Source organism: Bosea sp. 124 (assembly GCF_003046175.1).
In the GTDB taxonomy this organism is placed as follows: Bacteria; Pseudomonadota; Alphaproteobacteria; order Rhizobiales; family Beijerinckiaceae; genus Allobosea.
Map to the genome: position 1 here is coordinate 2,609,257 of NZ_PZZM01000001.1, position 20,026 is coordinate 2,629,282.

The 20,026-nt window shown below is 68.0% G+C and carries 19 protein-coding genes and 1 riboswitch; of the genes, 11 read left to right on the forward strand and 8 right to left on the reverse strand.

The window, feature by feature from the left end:
• Positions 1-22 precede the first annotated feature (22 nt).
• From C8D03_RS12380 to C8D03_RS12400, 5 genes are all read left to right on the forward strand, one after another.
• Complete coding sequence (locus C8D03_RS12380; RefSeq protein WP_108046534.1) at positions 23-1,660, forward strand: thiamine pyrophosphate-binding protein; 1,638 nt, start codon at positions 23-25, stop codon at positions 1,658-1,660.
• On the forward strand, positions 1,660-2,847 hold the full coding sequence (locus C8D03_RS12385) for an OpgC family protein (RefSeq protein WP_108046535.1): 1,188 nt from the start codon (positions 1,660-1,662) through the stop codon (positions 2,845-2,847). Before C8D03_RS12380 ends, C8D03_RS12385 begins: the two co-directional genes overlap by 1 nt.
• A 72-nt stretch (positions 2,848-2,919) precedes the next feature.
• Positions 2,920-4,320: a tetratricopeptide repeat protein gene (locus tag C8D03_RS12390; RefSeq protein WP_108046536.1), complete on the forward strand. Its 1,401-nt coding sequence runs from the start codon at positions 2,920-2,922 to the stop codon at positions 4,318-4,320.
• Between the two features lie 22 nt (positions 4,321-4,342).
• Positions 4,343-4,828: a hypothetical protein gene (locus tag C8D03_RS12395; RefSeq protein ID WP_108046537.1), complete on the forward strand. Its 486-nt coding sequence runs from the start codon at positions 4,343-4,345 to the stop codon at positions 4,826-4,828.
• Between the two features lie 26 nt (positions 4,829-4,854).
• Positions 4,855-5,334, forward strand: a complete 480-nt coding sequence (locus C8D03_RS12400) for a YHS domain-containing (seleno)protein (protein WP_108046538.1) — start codon at positions 4,855-4,857, stop codon at positions 5,332-5,334.
• 91 nt (positions 5,335-5,425) lie between these two features.
• On the opposite strand, the gene C8D03_RS12405 is transcribed toward C8D03_RS12400, so the two are convergent.
• The 8 genes from C8D03_RS12405 to C8D03_RS12440 all read right to left on the reverse strand — a co-directional run bounded on the left by C8D03_RS12405 (position 5,426) and on the right by C8D03_RS12440 (position 13,307).
• A complete protein-coding gene (locus C8D03_RS12405) occupies positions 5,426-6,418 on the reverse strand; it encodes a zinc-dependent alcohol dehydrogenase (RefSeq protein ID WP_108046539.1) in 993 nt (330 codons plus the stop codon).
• 13 nt (positions 6,419-6,431) lie between these two features.
• Positions 6,432-7,202: an SDR family NAD(P)-dependent oxidoreductase gene (locus tag C8D03_RS12410; protein WP_108046540.1), complete on the reverse strand. Its 771-nt coding sequence runs from the start codon at positions 7,200-7,202 to the stop codon at positions 6,432-6,434.
• Between the two features lie 2 nt (positions 7,203-7,204).
• Positions 7,205-8,518, reverse strand: a complete 1,314-nt coding sequence (hpsN, locus tag C8D03_RS12415; protein ID WP_108046541.1) for a sulfopropanediol 3-dehydrogenase — start codon at positions 8,516-8,518, stop codon at positions 7,205-7,207.
• Between the two features lie 84 nt (positions 8,519-8,602).
• Positions 8,603-9,652, reverse strand: coding sequence for an ABC transporter substrate-binding protein (locus C8D03_RS12420; RefSeq protein ID WP_108046542.1), 1,050 nt, complete (start codon positions 9,650-9,652; stop codon positions 8,603-8,605).
• Between the two features lie 30 nt (positions 9,653-9,682).
• Complete coding sequence (locus tag C8D03_RS12425; protein ID WP_108046543.1) at positions 9,683-10,939, reverse strand: DegT/DnrJ/EryC1/StrS family aminotransferase; 1,257 nt, start codon at positions 10,937-10,939, stop codon at positions 9,683-9,685.
• Entirely contained in the window at positions 10,929-11,726 is a 798-nt protein-coding gene (locus C8D03_RS12430; protein ID WP_108046544.1) for an ABC transporter ATP-binding protein, read from the reverse strand. Before C8D03_RS12430 ends, C8D03_RS12425 begins: the two co-directional genes overlap by 11 nt.
• Positions 11,727-11,737: 11 nt before the next feature.
• Positions 11,738-12,526 (reverse strand): ABC transporter permease, encoded by a 789-nt coding sequence (locus C8D03_RS12435; RefSeq protein ID WP_108046545.1) that lies wholly within the window; start codon positions 12,524-12,526, stop codon positions 11,738-11,740.
• A 4-nt stretch (positions 12,527-12,530) separates the two neighbouring features.
• A complete protein-coding gene (locus C8D03_RS12440; protein WP_108051571.1) occupies positions 12,531-13,307 on the reverse strand; it encodes an ABC transporter permease in 777 nt (258 codons plus the stop codon).
• 169 nt (positions 13,308-13,476) lie between these two features.
• Here C8D03_RS12440 and C8D03_RS12445 point away from each other — a divergent pair, with 169 nt between their 5' ends.
• The 6 genes from C8D03_RS12445 to C8D03_RS12470 all read left to right on the forward strand — a co-directional run bounded on the left by C8D03_RS12445 (position 13,477) and on the right by C8D03_RS12470 (position 20,021).
• Positions 13,477-14,490, forward strand: a complete 1,014-nt coding sequence (locus C8D03_RS12445; RefSeq protein ID WP_108046546.1) for a LacI family DNA-binding transcriptional regulator — start codon at positions 13,477-13,479, stop codon at positions 14,488-14,490.
• Positions 14,491-14,762: 272 nt separating this feature from the next.
• Positions 14,763-14,891: riboswitch (TPP riboswitch) on the forward strand.
• Positions 14,892-14,988: 97 nt separating this feature from the next.
• Complete coding sequence (locus tag C8D03_RS12450) at positions 14,989-16,068, forward strand: LuxE/PaaK family acyltransferase (RefSeq protein ID WP_210203919.1); 1,080 nt, start codon at positions 14,989-14,991, stop codon at positions 16,066-16,068.
• A gap of 4 nt (positions 16,069-16,072) precedes the next feature.
• Positions 16,073-17,524: an acyl-CoA reductase gene (locus C8D03_RS12455; protein ID WP_108046548.1), complete on the forward strand. Its 1,452-nt coding sequence runs from the start codon at positions 16,073-16,075 to the stop codon at positions 17,522-17,524.
• Positions 17,514-18,278 (forward strand): ABC transporter ATP-binding protein, encoded by a 765-nt coding sequence (locus tag C8D03_RS12460; RefSeq protein WP_108046549.1) that lies wholly within the window; start codon positions 17,514-17,516, stop codon positions 18,276-18,278. The genes C8D03_RS12455 and C8D03_RS12460 overlap by 11 nt, the downstream gene beginning before the upstream one ends.
• Entirely contained in the window at positions 18,275-19,024 is a 750-nt protein-coding gene (locus C8D03_RS12465; protein ID WP_108046550.1) for an ABC transporter permease, read from the forward strand. Before C8D03_RS12460 ends, C8D03_RS12465 begins: the two co-directional genes overlap by 4 nt.
• Before the next feature lie 4 nt (positions 19,025-19,028).
• Positions 19,029-20,021 (forward strand): ABC transporter substrate-binding protein, encoded by a 993-nt coding sequence (locus C8D03_RS12470; protein ID WP_108046551.1) that lies wholly within the window; start codon positions 19,029-19,031, stop codon positions 20,019-20,021.
• Positions 20,022-20,026 lie beyond the last annotated feature (5 nt).

Genomic DNA, 20,026 nt, shown 5'->3' on the forward strand with positions numbered 1-20,026 from the left:
GCGAGACCGCCCGGGAGAAGCCATGCGTCACGACCTGAATGCGCCGGAAGCCGGCACCACCGATGCCGCCACGGGCGCGGATCTGCTGGCGGCGCGGTTGGCCGCGGCGGGGGCGACCCATGCCTTCGGCATTCCGGGCGGCGAAGTACTGGCGCTGGTCGACGCGCTGGAGCGCGCCGGCATCCGCTTCCTGCTCGCCAAGCATGAGAACGCCGCCGGCTTCATGGCCGAAGGACTCTGGCATGCGACGGGAGCGCTGCCGGTGCTCGTCGCGACGCTCGGTCCCGGCGTCGCCAATGCGGTCACCGTCGTTGCCCATGCGCAGCAGGATCGCGTGCCGCTCATCTTCATCACCGGCTGTGTCGATCAGGCGCTGGCCGAGAGCTACACGCATCAGGTCTTCGATCATCAGGCGGTGCTGCGCCCGCTGGTGAAGGCGAGTTTTCGCGCCGCACCGGGCACTGAAGATCTCGTCATCGAAAAGGCCGTCGCGCTGGCCCTGCGCGGCCGGCCTGGCCCGGTCCATATCGACCTGCCGATTGCCGTGGCGGAAGCCCGCACGGCAGGGCGGGCGGCTTTGGCGCAGCCGCGGCGACAGGCCGCGCGTCCCGCCGATCTCTCCACCGCGCGCAGCATGATCGCCGATGCCCGCAGGCCGCTGGTCATCGCCGGGCTCGACCTCGTCAACCAGGGTGGTGCAGCCGCGCTCGACGCCTTCCTGACGCGGACCGGCGCAGCGCTGCTGACGACCTACAAGGCCAAGGGCCTCGTGCCCGAGGGCGATCCGCGTGTCATCGGCGGTGTCGGTTTGTCGCCCAAGGCCGATGCCATCGTGAAGCCGCTGATCGAGGCGGCCGACCTGATCGTGCTTGCGGGCTACGACCCGATCGAGATGCGCCAGGGCTGGCGCCAGCCCTGGCCGGCGGGCAAGCAGGTCATCGACATCGTCGCGGAGGACATGCCGCATGGCATGCATGGCGCGAGCCTGCTGCTTGAAGGCGATGTCGGCGCGATCCTGACCGATCTCTGCGAAGGCCCGACGCCGAGCGGCCGCTGGCCGGGCGGCGAGCCGGCAGCGGTTCGCGAGAGCTTCCGCGCGGCCTTCGCCGCGCCCTCCGCATGGGGGCCGCATGCGGTGTTCGAGACGCTGCGCGAGGCTGCGCCGGCCGGCACGATCGCCACCGCCGATTCGGGCGCCCATCGCATTCTGCTGAGCCAGATCTGGTGCTGCGACGGGCCGCGCCTGCTGCTGCAATCGACCGGGCTGTGCACGATGGGCTGCGCGCTGCCGCTTGCGACCGGCGCGGCGCTCGGTTCGGGCCGACCGACATTGTGTTTCGTCGGCGATGCCGGGCTCGAAATGGTGCTCGGCGAACTGGCGACGCTGCGCGATCTCCAGCTCCCTGTCGTCGTAACCGTGCTGGTCGACGAGAGCCTCGGGCTGATCGCGCTGAAGCAGCGCCAGCTCGGGCTGAAGCGCGCCGGCGTCGATTTCGGCGCGACCGATTTCGCTGCCGTGGCGCAGGCGCTGGGCGGGCATGGCGTCGCGATCTCAGACCGCGAGAGCCTGAAGCGCGAGGCGCAGATGGCGTTCGGGCGTGCGGGCTTCACGCTGCTCGCCTGCCGGATCAACGCCTTGGATTATGAGGGAGCCTTCTGATGGCGGAGCTTCACCCGAAGGCCAAGCGACCGCGCGACGAGCGGCTGGATTTCTTCCGTGGCCTGACCATGCTGATCATCTTCGTGGCGCATCTGCCGGAGAACAGCTGGAACGCCTTCATTCCAGCCCGGTTCGGCTTTTCCTCGGGCGCGGAGCTCTTCGTGTTCTGCTCGGGGATCGCGAGCGCGCTTGCCTTCGGCAGCGTCTTCGTCCGGCGCGGCCTGTGGCTGGGCACGGCGCGCATCGCCTACCGGATCTGGCAGGTCTACTGGGCGCAGCTCGGTCTGGTGCTGGCGCTGATCGCGCTCACGGCGCTGCTCGACAAGGTTTTCGGCCTGGCCGAACTCGCTGCGCGCTTCCCACCCCTGCTGAGCGACCCGGAGGGCGCGCTGCTCGGCCTGGCGACGCTGAGCTGGCAGCCGGATTATCTCGACATCCTGCCGATGTATCTCGTCATTTTGGCGCTGGTGCCGGTGACGATGGCGCTGCGCCGGATTCATGCCGCCCTGCCGTTCCTGCTGTGCGGGCTGCTCTATGCGCTGGTCTGGATCAGCGATCTCAATCTGACCGGCAATCCCTGGAACGGCGCCGGATGGTTCCTCAACCCCTTCGCCTGGCAGTTCATCTTCTTCACCGGCTTCTTCATCGCCATGAAATGGCTGCCGATACCCGCGCTCGGGGACCGGCGGCTGATGCTCGCCTCCGCCCTGTTCATCGGGCTGAGCGTGCCGCTCTCCTTCTGGGGCATCCTGGAGCATTGGCCGGCGGCGCAGGGGCTGCGCGACCTGCTCATCCCCGCCAGCGAGAAGAGCAATCTCCACATCCTCCGGGTGCTGCACTTCCTGGCTCTGGCCTATCTGGTGCTGAGCCTGCTCGAACCCTTCCGCCAGCGCCTGGACAGCGGCTTCGGCCATCTCCTGATCCTGATCGGCCGGCAAGCCCTCGCGACCTTCCTCGCCAGCGTCGTGCTGGCGCGGCTCGCCGGCACCGCAGCCGACATGCTCGGGCGCGGCGAGGGGGCGGTCGCCCTGCTCAATCTCGTCGGCTTCACCCTGATCTTGTGCGTCGCGGTCGTCGTCGGCTGGTTCAAGAGCGCGCCATGGGCCGGCCCGGCGCCGAAGTCCGCGCCGGACAGGCAGGTCGATGCCGGCCTCGGGCTGCCAACACAGGTCCGTGAAGCGAGTTGATCTCCGTTTGATCGAGCCCGCGCGAACTTCCCTTGTGAGCGTCCGGATCGGGCGCTGGAACGGAGCAGCTCCATGTATCACGACTCGTTGTATCACGACCTGTCCGGTGACCGCATCACTGTCGGCAACGACGCCGCGAGGCTGGCCTGGAACGACACGCTGGAAGCGCTGCTGGCCCACGCCGCCGCGACGCCCGACCATCTCGCGCGGACCTTCGCGGCCGATCCGGATTTCGCCCTCGCGCACGCCGCCAAGGGGCTGATGCTGTTGTCGCTGGCGCGGCCCGAGCTTCTGGGTGCGGCGCGCGATGGCCTCAGGCGGGCGCAGGCCAGCATGGCGCAGCGCCCGGTGACGCGGCGCGAGCGCATGGTCGTCGAGGCGCTGGCGCTCTGGCTGGCGGAGGAGCCGCGCCAGGCAGCCCGGCGGCTGGAGGCAATTCTCGAAGCGCATCCCTTCGACGTGCTCGCGCTCAAGCTCTCCCACGGCATCCGCTTCATGCTGGGCGACCAGGCGGAGATGCTGGCGACCTTGCGCCGTGTCGTGCCCGGGTTCGGCGAGGCTCATCCGCTCGCGGGCTACGTCAATGGCTGTTACGCCTTCGCGCTCGAGGAGCGCGGCTTCTATGCCGAAGCCGAACTGGCCGGCCGCCGTGCCGTGGCCCTGAGCCCGCGCGACGCCTGGGGCCGGCATGCGGTCGCGCATGTGCTCGAAATGACCGGGCGTGCCGATGAGGGCGTCGCCTGGCTCGGCGATGGCCGCGACTGGCGCCATGCCAATAATCTGCGATTCCACATCGTCTGGCACCTCGCGCTGTTCCGGTTGGAGCGCGGCGAGACCGCCGAGGTCCTGCGCCTCTATGACGAGGACATCCGTGGCGAGCAGACCGACGATTACCGCGACATCGCCAATGGTGCCTCGCTGCTGGCCCGGCTCGACTATGCCGGAATCGATGTCGGCACGCGCTGGGAGGAGCTGGCGGCCAAAGCCGAAGGCCGCATCCATGACGGGCGCCTGGTCTTCGCCGACTTGCACTATGCCGTCTCGCTGCTTGGCGCCGGCCGGACCGATGGCGCCGAAGCCATCGCCCGGACGCTGGTCGAGGACGGCCAGACCCATCCCAGCAGCGAGCGGCGCGAGGCGGCACGCAAGGGCGCGCTGGCGGCCTTCGGCCTGATCGCCTTCCATGAGGGCGACCATGCCGAAGCGGCTCGCCTGCTCGGGGCGGCGCGCGGCGGGCTGGTCGCTATCGGCGGCAGCCATGCGCAGCGCGACCTGTTCGAGCAGGCCTATATCGAAAGCCTGATCGGCTGCGGCCATCACGACCTCGCCAACCGGGTGCTGACCGAGCGCATCGCGAGGCGCGGCGGCTCGAACCGTTTCGCCGCCATGCGGCTGGCCCAGCTGCGCGCCAGCCCTGCCGGCCGCACCGCTGCGCTCGCCATGGCCGCGACGCCGCTGGCCATCGCCCATTGACCCTCGACAAGGACCAGACGCCATGACCACCGCCACCATGACCGGCACCTTCGCCATCCCCTCCAGCCGTACCGTGATCAACCTCGCGCTCGGCGGCTTTGCCGCGCTCGGCTTCTGGGAGCTGTTCTCGGCGGTGCCGACCGCCTGGCTCGCGGAGTATCCGCTGGAGCCGCCGGAACTGGTCAAATCGCTGTTTGCGCATCAGCTCGGCCTGACGCTCTCGACGCCGGTGGCCAAGCTCCTGCATTTCATGACCGGCTTCCTGTTCTATCCGCTCGGCTATTGGGTGCTGACGCGCGGGGTCAAGAGCTTCGGCATGCCGGCCGATGGCTGGATCTGGGGCGTGATCACCTATTTCATCGCGCTCGGATTCTTCGCGCCGCTGGCCGGCCAGCATTTCCTGCTCAGCGACGTGCCGCGCCTCTCCGCCATGAGCCTCGTCGGCCATGCCATCTACGGCTATGTCGCGGCCTATGTCTTCGAAGCGCTCGAAGCGCGCGACGCCTGATCGGCACGACAGAAGGGAGTTCCGCCATGTTCGACAGAAGACGCTTCATCGTGCTGGCCGGCGTCGCGGCTGCGCTGTCGCCAGGCCTCACCGTCGTCCGGGCGGATACGGCCAGGCCGGTCAACACGCTCGGCTCACGCGAGGGCATCGCCATTCGCGGCTATGATCCGGTCGCCTATTTCCACGAGGGCGGGCCGCGCCCCGGGAAGCCGGAGTTCCAGGTCGCTCATGGCGGTGCCATCTGGCGCTTCGCCAGCGCCGAGCACAGGGCCCTGTTCGTCGCCGACCCGGAGCGCTACATGCCGGCCTTCGGCGGCTTCTGCGCCTATGGCACCTCGCGCGGCTATCTGGTCAAGATCGAGCCGGAGGCCTGGTCGATCGTCGATGGAAAGCTCTACCTGAACTACGATCTCGGGGTTCGAAAGACGTGGTCGGGCGATACCAAGACCTACATCGCGCGCGCGGGCACGAACTGGCCGGGCCTGGTCTCGAAGGACATCCGGTAGGCTGCCCCCGCGCGAGCCTGTGATGGCCCACAGACATGGGCCGCAGACATGGCCCACAAGACATGGCGGGGGTTGATCGCCGTTTTCGCTGTCAGACCCTGAGAACGACCTTGGCGGCGGAAATCCGGCCCGCATCGATGTCGGCGAAGGCGCTTGCTCCGAGGCCGAGAGGCCGTTCTTCGGTCCAGGAGAGATCGCCGAGCCTCCCTTCCGCCAGTGCCTGCACGGTCTGCGCGAAATCCGTCGGCGTATAGCAATAGACGCCTGCCAGGGTGATCTCCTGGAGCGTCAGCTTGCGGATGTCGATGCCGCCCTGGCCGGGCAGCAGACCGACATGGACGATCACACCGCCTGGGCGAGCCATGCGGCAGGCGGCTGCGCGGGTCGCATCCGCCCCGACCGCGTCGATGACGAGGTCCGCGCTGCCATCCTCCGGCTCGTCGACCTCCGGTCGATACACCGCGAGCCCCTCTCTCGCGGACAGGGTCTCTCGCCGCAGTGGATTGGTCTCGCCGACGATCAGATCGCGCGCGCCGAACAGCCTGGCGACGAGCGCTGCGGCGAGCCCGATGGCGCCTCCGCCGAGCACGACGACCCGGCAGGTCGAGAGCGGCTGATGCAGGCGCTGCATGCCGGTCCGCACGGCATGCCATGAGACGGCGACAGGCTCGGCCAGCGCGGCATGGGCGATCGGCATCGCATCCGGGATCGGCGTCACGTTGCGGAGCGGAATCCGGACCAGTTCGGCAAAGGCACCAGGGCGCGGCGGCATCGAGATGATCTGGCGCGTGGGCGAGAGATGCCAGCGGCCCTCGATCGCATAGGGGCAGTCCGGATCGACCACCAGCGGGTTGATGGTCACGCGCTCGCCAGCGCGCGTGCCGGTGACGATCCGTCCGGCCGCCTCGTGACCCAGAATCAGCGGCGGTGGACGGCGCGTGTCGAAGCCGTGATAGGCGTGCATGTCGGACCCGCAGATCCCGACCGCCTCGACCCTGACCAGAACCTCGTCGTCCAACGGCACGGGATCCGGCTCGTCCCGCAATTCGAGGCTGTGGGGGCCGGTGTAGACGAGCGCCTTCATGCGGCGGAATCCCTCATTTCGCGGTGAACCCGCCATCCACCGTCAGCGTCTGGCCGGTGACATAGGCGGAGGCCGGCGCGGCGAGGAAGACCGTCGCGCCGGCGAGGTCCTCCAACTCGCCATTGCGGCCGATAGCCGTCTGCGCCGCATTGCGGGCCGAGCGCGCGCTGTCGGCGAACACCGCGGCGGTGAGCGGCGTCGGAAAGAAGCCGGGAGCAATGGCATTGCAGGTCACGCCCTGTCGCGACCATTCCTCCGCGATCGCGCGGGTCAGTTGCACCACGCCCCCTTTCGCGGCGCCATAGGGCGCGCAGTCGGGAAAGGCGCGGTAGCTTTGCAACGAGGCGATGTTGATGATGCGGCCATAACCGCGTTGCGCCATGGCCGGCGCGAAGGACTGCGTCAGCAGGAAGGGCGCGCGCAGATGCACCGCCATGTGCAGGTCGAACGCCTCCGCCGTGACCTTCATGAAGGGTTGGCGCAGGTTCAGCCCGGCGACGTTGACCAGAATGTCGACATCGCGCCCCAGTTCTTTGCAGGCTGTGGCCAGCCTCTCGCCCGCGTCCGACGCGGCGAGATCGGCGGGAAGGACGTCGACCTGAAGCCCCTCGGCCTGAAGCCCCTCGGCCGCTTCGCGCAGGGCATCCTCGCGCCGTGCGACGATGACCAGACGCGCCCCGGCCAGGCCGAGCGCGCGTGCCATGGCGAGGCCGATGCCGCTGTTGCCACCCGTGACGAGCGCGGTCCGGCCCGTCAGATCGAAGAGAGTGGTCAGACGAAACATGCTCAGATCTCCACGGCCGCGCCGAGATCGATCCGGGAACCCGGTGCATATTTGGCCATACGGGCGTCGCTCGTCCGCGCATGGGCCTCCATGCCCTCAAGCCGCGAGATGCGCGCCGAAACCGGGGCGATGCGCTGGCAGGCGGCGCGGTCCATGCGCTGCCAGGTCAGCGGCTTCAGGAATTTGTGCACGGAGAGGCCGGCGGAATAGCGGGCTGCGAACTTGGTCGGGAGGATGTGGTTGGGTCCGGACACCTTGTCGCCAAAGGCGACATTGGTTTCCTCGCCGAGGAAGAGCGAGCCGTAATTGCTCAGGCTGGCATGCCACCAGTCGAGGTTGCGGCAATGAACCTCGAGATGCTCGCAGGCATAGCGGTCGGAGACTGCGACCATCTCCTCGCGCGTGTCGCAGAGGATGATCTCGCCATAGTCGCGCCAGGCGGCGCCGGCCGCATCGCGCGCCGTCGGCGGCAGGGTCGCGATCAGCTCCGGCATCAGCCGCGCCACCTCGTCGGCGATGCGACGCGAGGAGGTGATCAGCCAGGCCGGGCTCTCATGGCCATGCTCGGCCTGGCCGACGAGGTCGGTCGCGACGATCAGCGGATCGGCGCTGTCATCGGCGATGACGGCGACCTCGGAAGGCCCGGCGAAGACATCGATGCCGACCTTGCCGAACAGCATGCGCTTCGCCTCGGCAACGAACTTGTTCCCGGGGCCGACGATGATGTCGGCAGGCCTTCCGGTGAACAAGCCGAAGGTCATCGCGGCGATGGCCTGGACACCGCCCAGGCACATGACGATGTCGGCGCCCGCCACAGTCAGCGCATAGAGCACGTGGGGATGGATGCCCTGTCCCCGGAACGGCGCCGAGCAGGCGACCACCGTCTTGACCCCGGCCGCCTTGGCGGTGGCGACCGACATATAGGCCGAGGCGATATGGGCGTAGCGGCCGGTCGGGACATAGCAGCCGGCCGTATTCACCGGCACGAGTTTCTGCCCGAGATGCAGGCCGGGCGAGATCTCCAGCGCAAAATCCTGGCAGGAGGCGCGTTGCGCCTCGGCGAAACGGCGGACCTGCCCCGCCGCGAAGCCGATGTCGTCCTTCACGCCCTGGGGCACGCCGCGGATGCGCTCGGCGATGGCGGCCTGGTCGAGGACGATCGGGCCGTCCCATTTGTCGAGCTTCAGCGCGTAGTCGCGCACCGCCTGCTCCCCCCCGGCCTCGATCGCGGCCAGCATGTCCGTGACGACGGCGCGTGCCGTGTCCGTCTCGGTTTCCGGCGTCTTGGTGGCGGTCTTCAGATGGGTGATGGCCATGGCGTTTGTCCGCTTCCGAGCGCAAGGGGATGGTGGCGGCGACGCCCGATCCGGCGTCGCCGCAAGGGTCGATCCGAGGTCAGCTCACTTCTTGTCGAATTCGGTGGCGAAGGCCTTCAGCCTGGCGTCCGCCGCCACGCGCTTGAGGAAATCGTCCGTCAGATAGCTCTTGGCGTCGGGGTTGGACGGAATCGTGCCGACCTCCGTGATGAACTTGCCGATTTCGGAGAACCAGCCGTCGACGGTCGAGGCCCCCGAGGCCCTCGCCATCAGCTTCATCTGCTCGTCGAGACCGAAGGTCGGCCGCAGCGCGAACTCCTGGTCCATCGCTTTGGCCGTCACTTCGAGGCCGCCCTGCTTGTAGAACTCCAGAGCGAGCGTGCGTGCCTCGGCCGGATTGGCCTTGGCCCAAGACCAGCCGCGCAGGAAGACGGCGAGGAACTTCGCCACGTCGTCAGGCCGCTCCTTGGCGAAATCGGCCCGCACGATCAGGGCGCCGGGCACGATCGCGTCGGCATCAGCTCCCGAGCAGAGATATTTGGCGTTGGCGCGCTCTTCGAGCGTGTAGGTGTTGGGCGCCCAGACGCCCGCGACATCGCCGTTGTTCGAGGTGACCGCCGTGATGATCTGGGCCTGGCCGAGATTGACGAACTGCATGTCGGCCTGCTGCAGCCCGAACTTCGTCAGGCATTTCCGCGCCGCATAATCCACCGTGGAGTTGGTGGTGAGCAGCAGCTTCTGGCCCTTGAGGAGCTTCGGGTCGGCCTTGATCGCATCGAACTTGTCGCCCCGGACCATCATGGCATTGGTCTTCGACTCGTCGTTGGTCAGTCCGATCGTCAGGATGTTGAAGCGCACCGCGCCGAGCACCGCCGGCACCGATCCGGTGCCGCCCACATCCCAGGACTTGGCCGCGGATGCCGCGATCTGCGGCGCGCCGGCCGGGAAGGTCGAGAAGTTCGGCGTCAGGCCGACATCCTTCCACCAGCCCTTCACCGTCGCGTAGTGGAAGGGCAGCGCCCAGTAGAGCGAGGGCTGATAGCTGACGCCGATGGCGGTCTGGGCCTGTGCGGGCGATGCGGCGGCGCAAGCCAGCGACGCGGCGAAACCCAATCCTGCAATGATGCGCTTCATGTCTCTCTCCCTGTTGTCGTTAGCCCGGTCTCAGCCTGTCGCGGCCCGCCCGGTTTTCCCTGTCCCCGCACGGGCGGAGACGACGGTCTCGATGGCCTCGCGCACGATGGCGGCGACGAGGTCGCAATCCTGATCGGTCAATGACACGGGCGTGCGGATGTCGCAGAGGCCAGCCAGTACGGCATGGGTCTGCTCCAGCGGGCCCTGCTCGCCGGCATAGCGCCAATGCCGTGGCGCGCTGGTGAAACCGCGTTGCTGGTCGGCGCCGAACCATTTGACCGGCAGCCCACGTGCGGCGCAGCAGGCGAGGAAGGCCGCCATCTCCCGGCTGTCGAAGCCGGGCAGCGAGAACTGGACGGATGTGGCCGCATAGCTTTCCTTCGCGGATCGCGCGGGCAGCCGGACATGGCGGGAGCGAGCGATGGCCTTGCCGATCCGATCATGGATCGCGTTCCAGCGACGGGCGCGGAGCGGCAGGTCCTTCAGTTGCGGGCGGAGCAGGGCGGCGGCCAGGGCCGTCATCCGCATGCTGAAATTCGGCGTGGTTTCTTCCCAGGCGGCCATGACCTCCGCCGACGGCGCGCTGAGATGCTGGGCATGCAGCATATAGCTGCCCGCGTGCAGGATGGCGCGGGCCGTGCGGTCGGGATCGTCCAGGAGGAGGAAGCCACCTTCTCCTGCGTTGAGGTGCTTGTAGGTTTGCGCGCTGAAGGCCGCGGCGGCGCCGAAGGTGCCGACCGTGCGACCCCCCCAGGCTGCGCAGAGCGCGTGGGCGCAGTCCTCGATCAGCAGCAGCTCGAGTTCGTCGCAGGCGGCGGCGACCGCATCCATGTCGGCGATATGACCGCGCATATGCGACAGCAGCAGGATGCGCGCCCCCGATGCGCGCGCCTTGCGCCGGAGATCGTCACAGTCGATCACATAGTCGGTGCCGATCTCGACCAGCACGGGCCGGGCACCAGCATGAACGATGGCACCGGGGACGGGCGCCAGAGTGAAGCTGTTGACCAGGACCGGGTCGCCCGGCCGCACGTCCAGCACCTTGAGCGCCAGGCACAGCGCCGCGCCGCCGGAATTCACCGCCACGCAATAGCGCCGTCCGACGAAGGCGGCGACCTCTTGTTCCAGCAGCGCGACGTCGTTCTGGTCGGCGCCCATCTCGCCATAGCGGAACAGGCGGCCCGAGCGCATGAGTTCGCAGGCGCGTACGATGCCGGCCTCCGGGATCGGCTCGGGCTCGGTCAGGTCGCGCGTCAGGCGCGGCAGCGGGGCGAGATCAGACGCCATGCGCGCCCTTCTCCTCCCGCAGCGACTTCCAGATCTGGGTGCGCAGATGGACGAAGGATTCCAGATCCATCACGTCCTCGATCCGTTCGAGCCGGTCCCAGTTCTCGGCCTGCCGGATCGAGCGGATGTCGAGCACCTCCTTGATGCGGCCCGGACGCCGCGTCATGACCGCGACGCGGTCGGCGAGATAGACCGCCTCCTCGACCGCATGGGTGATGAACAGCACGGTGCGCGGGTTGACCCGCGCCAGCCTCACCAACTCCTCCTGCATGACGACGCGGGTCTGGGCGTCGAGCGCCCCGAACGGCTCGTCCATCAGCAGCACTTCCGGATCGAGCACATAGGCGCGGGCGATGGCGACGCGCTGCTGCATGCCGCCGGACAGCTGGTGCGGAAACGCATCCGCATGGCTTTCCAAGTTCATCAATGTAAGGGCGCCCGCCACGAGCCCTTCGCGCTCCGCCTTCGGCAGGTTCTTGTTGCGCAGTCCGAGCTCGATGTTCTCGCGGACCGTCTTCCAGGGAAAAAGGGCGAACTGCTGGAACACCACGGCCCGGTCGGGCCCCGGCCGGGTTACCATCCTGCCGTTGACGCTGACGGTGCCGGCGCTCGGCGGCTCGAAGCCGGCGACCATCCGCAGGCAGGTCGTCTTGCCGCATCCGGACGGGCCGACGATCGCGACGAACTCCTTGTCCGCGATCTCGAGATTGATGTCGTCCAGCGCCTTCACCCCGCTCGAGGCGGGGCCGAAGACCTTGTCGACCTTGTCGAAACGGATCGATCCCATCGTCTTCGTCCTTATGCCTGGAGCCCGCGGCGGCGGCGAAGCCAGGCTTCGCCCTGCCGCAGCATCACGTCGATGAGCATGCCGACGAGGCCAATCGCCACCATGCCGGCCATGACGGTCGGCGTCGCGACGTTGGCCTGCGCCTGGACCATCATGAATCCGACGCCGGCCGCCGCCACGATCAGCTCAGCGCCGACGAGCGATTGCCAGCCGAGCCCGGCGGATACGCGCAGGCCGGAGACGATCGAGGGCGTGGCCGCGGGCAGGAGGATCTCGAGGATCATCCGCAGATGCCCCGTACCGAGCATCCGCGCGGCCTCGATCAGGCGCGGCTCGACGAAGCGCGCCCCGCGATAGGCATTGATCAGGCAGGGCGGGAAGGCGCCTGCAAAAATGATCAGGATCGGCCCGCCGATGCCGACGCCGAACCACAATGCCGCGAAAGGCACCCAGGCGATCGGCGCGATGAAGCGCAACGCGTCGAACAGCGGCGTGACGATGTCGTCGAGCCAGCGGAACCAGCCCATCAGCAGGCCGAGCGGCACGCCGATCACGGCCGCGAGCAGGACACCATAGGCATAACGCTGGAAGCTCGAGGCGAGATGCTGCGGCAGCGTCGCGCCGGCGAAGGGCGTCGTCAGCAGGTGGATGAAGCGCGAGACGACATCGACCGGCGAAGGCAGGAACTGGCGCGGCACGATGCCGAGGACCGAGAGCGCCGCCCACAGGCCGATAAAACCGGTGAGCCCCAACACTCCCCAGGCCAGTTTTTCGCTCATGCGCAGCGGGGCGATCTGCATGGTCTCAATCCCTGCCCGCGACGTTCCAGGCGAGCGCTCTGCGCTCGGCAAGGCCGAGAATTGCGGTCGTGCCCCAGCCGAGGACGCCGACCGTCACCATCCCCACCAGGATCATGCCCGGGTAGATGTCCTGCTGGGCCATGTTGAGCACGAAGCCGATGCCGGCCAGCGCTCCGACGAGCTCGGCCGCCACCAGCGTGGTCCAGGCCGCCTGCAGCGACAGGCGCAGGCCGGTGAAGATCATCGGCGAGGCGGCCGGCGCGATGATCTCGCTCGCGAGACGCCAACGCGGCGTGCCCAGCATCTGCGCGGCCTCGATGATCGGCCGGTCGATGTTGCGAACGCCGGCGAAGGCATTGATCACCGAGGGCACGAAGGCGGCAAACCAGATCACCATGATCTTGGCGCCGTCGCCGAGGCCGAGCCAGAGGATGGCGAGCGGGATCCAGGCCAGCGGCGGGATCGGGCGGATGATCAGGAAGATCGGATTGATCGCGGCCTCGGCCCGCCGGTCCCACCCCATCCAGAGGCCGAGCGGCACGCCGGTGGCGATCGCCACGAGGAAGCCCATCACGACCAGCTTGACGCTCTGAAGCGCGTGGCCGGCGAGCCCGCCGCCGGCATAGCCGCGCGTCGCGATCTGGCTCAACGACTGCCAGAAGTCGACAGGCGAGGGGAAGCGGCCGGGAGAGACGATGCCCGTTGCGGTCGTCAGCATGAACCACAGCAGCAGCGCAGCCGCTACCGAGCCAAGGCTGACCCATCGCCGTCTTCCGATCATGGCGTTCCTCAATGCGCTCTTCTTGAGTGAAAGCGCTTTCATCGTAGGTTTTCAGATCGTGCGATGGATGTCAATCTCTCTATCGATTTGCTGATCGATGTCCATTTTCCTTGCAGATGGTGTTGTATTCGTCTTATTTTGGATGAAATAAATTTCAGGGAGGTCGAGGGTGAGCGGAGGGCGCGTCAAGCTGAGCGACGTTGCGCGCGATGCCGGCGTTTCGCCCGCGACCGTCTCGCGGGCGATCGCGCAGCCGGACCTGCTCTCGCCTGACACGCTGGCGAAGGTCAGGGCCAGTGCGCAGCGTCTGGGCTATCTGCCTGATGGCGCGGCGCGGGCCCTGGCCTCGGGGCGGTCGATGACGATCGGTGCGATCGTTCCGACACTGGACAGCGCCATCTTTGCGCGAGCCCTGCAAGCGATGCAGGCGACATTGGCGCAGGCGGGCTATCTGCTGCTCGTGGCCTCGCATGAAGCAAGTCCTGCAGCCGAGACGCAGGCCGTCCGGGCGCTGCTCGGCCGCGGCGTGGACGGGCTCATGCTGGTGGGGGCCGAGCGTGCGCCGGAGACGACGGCCTTGCTCGACGCGTCGGGGCTTCCTGTCGTGCTCACCTGGTGCGGCGACGGTCATTTCACCGCGATCACGATCGACAATGCCCTCGCCGGACGCCTCGCGGCGGAGCATCTGATCAGGCTCGGGCATCGGCGCATCGGCATGATCACCGGCCATCTGCAGTTCAACGACCGCCAGAGGGCCCGGCTGGCCGGCGCGCGCGCCGCCCTGACGGAAGCGGGACTGTCCTTGCCCGACCCATTGGTCGTCGAGCAGGCACTGACCCTCGCCGGAGGGCGGGCCGGCTGCGCCATGCTGCTGGAGCTGGAGGACAAGCCGACGGCGTTGATCGGCGGCATCGACCTGTTCGCGATCGGCTGCCTCGAAGAGGCGCATGCGCGCGGCATGACGGTCCCGCGCGACCTCAGCGTCGTCGGCATCGACGGCCTGGATATGTCGGCACATGTCTCGCCCTCGCTGACGACGGTCCATGTGCCGACGGGCCGCATCGGTCATCTCGCGGCCAGGACGTTGATGGCGCTCGTGCAGGGCGACCGAGTCGATGCCGAGACGATGCTGCCGGTGGAGCTGGTGATCAGGCGGTCGTCTCAGGCTGTCGGCGCCGTGTAGCGATGCGATGCTAAAAGCGCCCGAAGGGAGCCGGGCGTGCCAGCAGGAGCGATCCGATGCACCCATAAAAGCTGTGGCGGCATCGGGAGGACGAGGTTCCCGCTTCGCATGTCCAGCCGGATTCTCTTTCTCGTTGATGTTCTGCGAGGCAACGCTCGGCGTGTCCTGAAGGCAGCTTCTGCCGGCCGGGTCGTGCGACGTGCGATGGCGTCGTCGGCTTGCCGGACCGGGCAGCGTCCTTGACATCGCCGCGAGCGCGCCGTCATGCTTCCGGCTGTTCCCAGGGGGGCCTCGCTAGGAGGCTGAGATTCCGCCGGTCCGGATCAATCCGGGCAACGCGGTGACCCTCCGAACCTGATCCGGTTCATACCGGCGTAGGGATGCGGGACATCGGGCGGAAAGCCGCCCCGTTTCCAAGCTCGCGCCGCTGGTCGGATTTTCGGTCCCATGCAAGGCATCCCGCCTGGTCGTGTGGCTGGCGGGAAGGCGTGGCTGGACGTGACCGAAGCTGAGATCATCGAGGCCCTGCTGGCCTTCATCGACCGGGACGAGGCATCCGAAGCCGCGTTCGAGCGGATGGCGCTGGCGGTCTTCGCCTATCAGTTCGCGCATAACCAGCCCTATCGCCGCTTCGCCATCCAGCGCGGCCGCACCACGCTGACCGTCCGGAACTGGCGCGATATTCCCGCCGTGCCGATCACCGCCTTCAAGGACCTGACGCTGAGCTGTTGCCCGCCGGAGGCGGCAGAACGCATCTTCATGACCAGCGGTACCACGCAGGGCGGGGTCAAGGGCCGCAGCTACCATCCGACGCTCTCCGTCTATGACCGCTCGATGCTGGTGAATTTCCGCCAGCGCTTCATGCAGGGTCTCGCGCGGATCGAGATGGGCATCCTGTTTCCCGACGAGCAGGCGATGCCGAACTCGTCGCTGGCGCATTATCTTTCGCTGGCGAAGCGCGACTGCGGAGCCCCCGGTAGCGCGGGATTCATCGGGGCGGACGGTCTCGATCTGCCGCGGCTGACCGCGGCGCTGGAACGGGCGGAAGCTGCCGGCCAGCCCTACGCGCTGCTCGGCGCGAGCTACAGCTTCGTGCACCTGCTCGATGCGCTGGCGGCACAGGGGCGGCGCTTCGTGTTGCCCGAGGGCAGCCGCATCCTCGACACCGGCGGCTTCAAAGGCCAGTCGCGCGAGATGGGTGCCGATGCCTTCTACGATGCGCTCTCAGCCGTGCTCGGCGTGCCGCGCAGCCGCTGCATCAATATGTATGGGATGACCGAGCTCAGCACGCAGTTCTACGACGACGGCAATGCCGCCTGCCCGCCGGTCAAGTCCGGGCCGCACTGGATCCGCAGCCGGGTTGTCGACCCGGTGACGGGGCGAGACCTGCCGGAAGGCACGACCGGCGTGCTGGTGCATCACGACCTCGCCCATTTCAACTGCGTCTCGGCAATCCTGACCGAGGATGCCGGCGTCATGGTCGAGGGCGGCTTCAGGCTGTTCGGTCGGGTCGACGGCGCCGATTCCAGAGGATGCTCGCTCGCCGTCGAGGAATTCCTGAAGGCGGCGAGGGGCTGAGGCCGTGACCGAGTTCGCCGGGCACCTGCCGGGACTCTCGGCTGCGGAGGTCGAGTGGCGGGTGCTGGACTTCGCCGCCTGGGGCGAGAGCGTGCAGGTCTCCGTGCCGCTGCTGACGGAGCCGCAGGGGTGCGCTTTGGCCGCTCGCATCCGGGAGAATGCGCGGGCCTATCTGAAGACGCTGCCCGTCGCCGAGATCGTCTCAACCATCGACAAGGCCGTGGCGCGGCTGCTCGACCGCAACGATCCGTGGCGGCGCAAGGCGGAGGCGGTGCTTCCCGTCGTGACCGGCTACGACCCGGAGACGGTGCGACTCGGGCTGTCGGGCTATCTCCGGACGTTCAGGGCGCCGCAGCTCCAGCGCTTTCTCGCCGAGGATTTCGTCAATCCGGGCATTCTCGATGCATTCCAGCCGGCGGTGAAGGGCGGCTTCACAAGGGCCTATGGACCCGAGCTGCTGCTGCATGTCTGGGCCGGCAACGTGCCGGGTCTGCCGTTGTGGAGCCTGATCTCCGGTCTGCTGGTCAAGGCCGGCAGCGTCGGCAAGGTCGCGAGCGCCGAGCCGCTGCTGGCCGGCTGGTTTGCCAGGATCCTCGCGGAGATCGACCCCCGGCTGGCCGAGTGCCTGGCGATCGTCTGGTGGAAGGGCGGCGATGCGGAGAGCGAGCAGGTCTGGCTGAAGCAGGCCGACACGATCGTCGCCTTCGGCGGCAACGATGCGCTTGCGGCGATCCGGGAGCGGGCGCCGGTCACGGCGCGCTTCCTGCCGCATGGCCACAAGATCGGCTTCGGGATGGTCTCGGCTGCGGCCCTCGACACGCGCAAGGCGGCCCCGCTCGCCCGGCTCGCTGCCCATGACGTGATGCGCTACGAGCAGCAAGGCTGCTACGCGCCGCAGATGCTCTTCATCGAACGGGGTGGGAAGGTCTCGCCGCGCGAATTCGCGGAACATGTCTCGCGCGAATTGGCGGGCTTCGCGCGGACGCATCCGCGCCGGGCGTTGTCGGTGGCGGAGGCAGCCGGCGTCGCGGCCTGGCGCAACGCCGAGGAAATGCGCGCCTTCGATGGCGGGAGCCGGACGGTGCTCGGCGATGCCGGTGATCCGTGGAGCGTCGTCCAGGTCGAAGCGGCCGAGGCGCTGGCGCCGAGCGGGTTGAACCGGACGCTCAAGATCGTCGCGGTCGACAGCCTGGATGCGGTGATGCCGCTGGTGGCCCCGTTCCGGAACTTTCTCCAGAGTGCGGCGATCGCGGCGGCGCCCGCCGAGCTGTTCCGGATCGCCGGCCTGTTGGGCGAGGCCGGCGTGACCCGGATCTCGGCCTTCGGGCGCATGACCGCGCCGGAGGCCGGCTGGCACAATGACGGGCGCTTCAACCTGCTCGACCTCGTCACCATCACCGAGATTGAGCAATCGGCCGAGTTCGCCGCCGAAGGCTTCGCGCCCTATGCCGACTGAACGGCAGGGCGGGGAATTCGTCGCGATCGAGCAGGCGAGCTATGGCTATGGCGTGGAGCCGGCCATCGTCGACCGCGTCGACTGGGCGATTCCGCGCGGCGCCTTCCACTGCCTCGTCGGCCGCAGCGGCAGCGGCAAGACCACGCTGCTGAAGCTCGCCGCCGGGCTGCTGCGGCCCGATCAGGGCTCCGTGCGGATCGGCGGCGCGGCGTTGCAGGGGCCGGGCTCCCGGATCGGCTTCGTCTTTCAGCAGCCGACGCTGCTCGACTGGCTCAGCGTCCTCGATAATGTCCTGCTGCCGATCTCGCTGAAGCGCAGCCTGCGACCGCAGGACCGTGACAGCGCGCGCCGGCTGCTGGACCTGGTCGGGCTGGATGCCTATGCGCGGCGGCATCCGCCGCAACTTTCCGGCGGCCAGCAGAGCCGCGTCGCCGTCGCCCGCGCGCTGATCGCAGAGCCGGATCTGCTCCTGCTCGATGAGCCCTTCGCGGCGCTCGATGCGCTGACGCGGGAGGAGTTGCAGGACGATCTGCTGGCGCTGTGTGCGCTCAAGGCGACGACCGTGCTCTTCGTTACCCACGACATCACGGAAGCCGTCTATCTGGCCGACCGGGTCGCGATCATGGCGGCGGGCCGGCTACATCACCAGTTGGCCATCGCTCTGCCGCGGCCTCGCGGGCGCGAGATGCGCTATGGCGAGCCTTTCAACGCGCTCTGCCGGGAGCTGCGGCTGGCCATGGACGAGGCGCCATGAAGGCCCGGCTCGCCTCGGCCTTGCTGCTGGTCGTCCTGCTGTGCGGCTGGGAAGCCTGGTGCCGGCTCGGCGCCGTGCCGGCACTGATCGTGCCGGCGCCGTCCTCCGTCTTCGCGACGCTGTGGAGCGAGATTGCGAGCGGTCGGCTGTTGCCGCATCTGCGGATCACCGCGACCGAAATGGCGCTGGGCCTTGCGCTCGGCTGCGCGGTCGGACTTGGCGTCGGCATCCTGCTGGCGGAGGCCACCTTCCTGCGGCATTTGCTGCATCCCTATATCGTCGCCAGCCAGGTCGTGCCGAAGCTCGCGCTCGGGCCGCTCTTCATCGTCTGGTTCGGCTTCGGCATGGCGCCGACCGTGGTGATCACGGCGCTGATCTGTTTCTTCCCGCTGATGGAGAACACGTTGACGGGCCTGGCCCAGGTCGATCCGGCGCGGCGCGAGCTGTTCCGCATGCTCGGCGCCAGCCGCCTCCAGACGCTGCTGCGGCTGAAGCTGCCGAGCGCCCTGCCGGTGATCCTCGCCGGGCTTCGCGTTGCGGTGGTGCTCTCGCTGGTCGGGGCCGTGGTCGGCGAGTTCATCGGCGGCCGGGCCGGGCTCGGTGCCTCGATCATCGCGGCCCAGAGCGTGATGGATTCGAGCCTGATGTTTGCGCTCTTCATCGTGATCACGCTGCTCGGAATGATCTTCTACCAGGCGGCGCTCCTGGCCGAGCGGCTGCTGTTGCGCCACCATCTGAAAGGATAATCCGATGTTCTATGGTTCACGTCGCAACCTGTTTGCGTTCGTCGGTGCCGCCCTGATCGGTGGGGCTGGCATCGGCGCAACCCACGCCCAGACGCTCGACAAGATGACCGTTGCCGGTTGGAGCCAGCCGATCAGCGAGATCACCAACCTGCTGGCCGAGCCCGACAAGGGCTTCTTCAAGGCGAAGGGGATCGAACTCGGTTACGTGCCCGGCACTGGCGGTGGCTCGGCGATCCAGAACATGCTGACGGGGCAGGCCGACATCGCCTTCACCGATCCCGCGGCGCTCTATCTCGCACTCGACAAAGGCGAGAAGCTGGTCGCGATCTACAACATCTATCCGCAGAACGTCTTCAATGTCGTCGCGCCGAAGGCCAAGGGCATCAAGGGGCCGGCCGATCTGAAGGGCAAGCGCATCGGCGTCTACTCCCTGTCGAGTGGCACGCGGCAGAACCTGCAGGTGCTGCTGCACCAGGTCGGACTGACGGAACAGGATGCGACCATCGAGGTCACCGGGCTGCTTAACTTCGCACCGCTGATCCAGGGCCAGGTCGATGCCACCGCTGCGACCGACACCGGCCTGCTGGTGGCGAAATCCAAGGGGCTGGCCGATTTCGACGTAATCGAGGTCAAGGACCATCTCAACCTGCCGAGCGATATCTTCGTCGTGACGGAGGCAACCTACGAGGCCAAGAAGCCGCTGCTGAAGCGCTTTCTCGAAGCCTATCGCGATAGCGCCGCCTGGATGATGGCCAAGCCCGACGAGGCGGCCAAGGTCGCGGTGACGCGAGCGATCAATGGCCGCGACGAGGCGCTCAATCTCGAGATCATCAAGCTGCGCAACATCTCGACGGTGTCGCCGACCACCGCCGCCAAGGGGCTCGGCCATTTCGATCCCGAACTGATGCAGAAGGGCGCCGACACTTTCTACAAGCTCGGACTGATCGGAAAACCGATCGACATCGGGCAGTTCGTGAAGTCCGACCTGATCCCTTGAGGCGA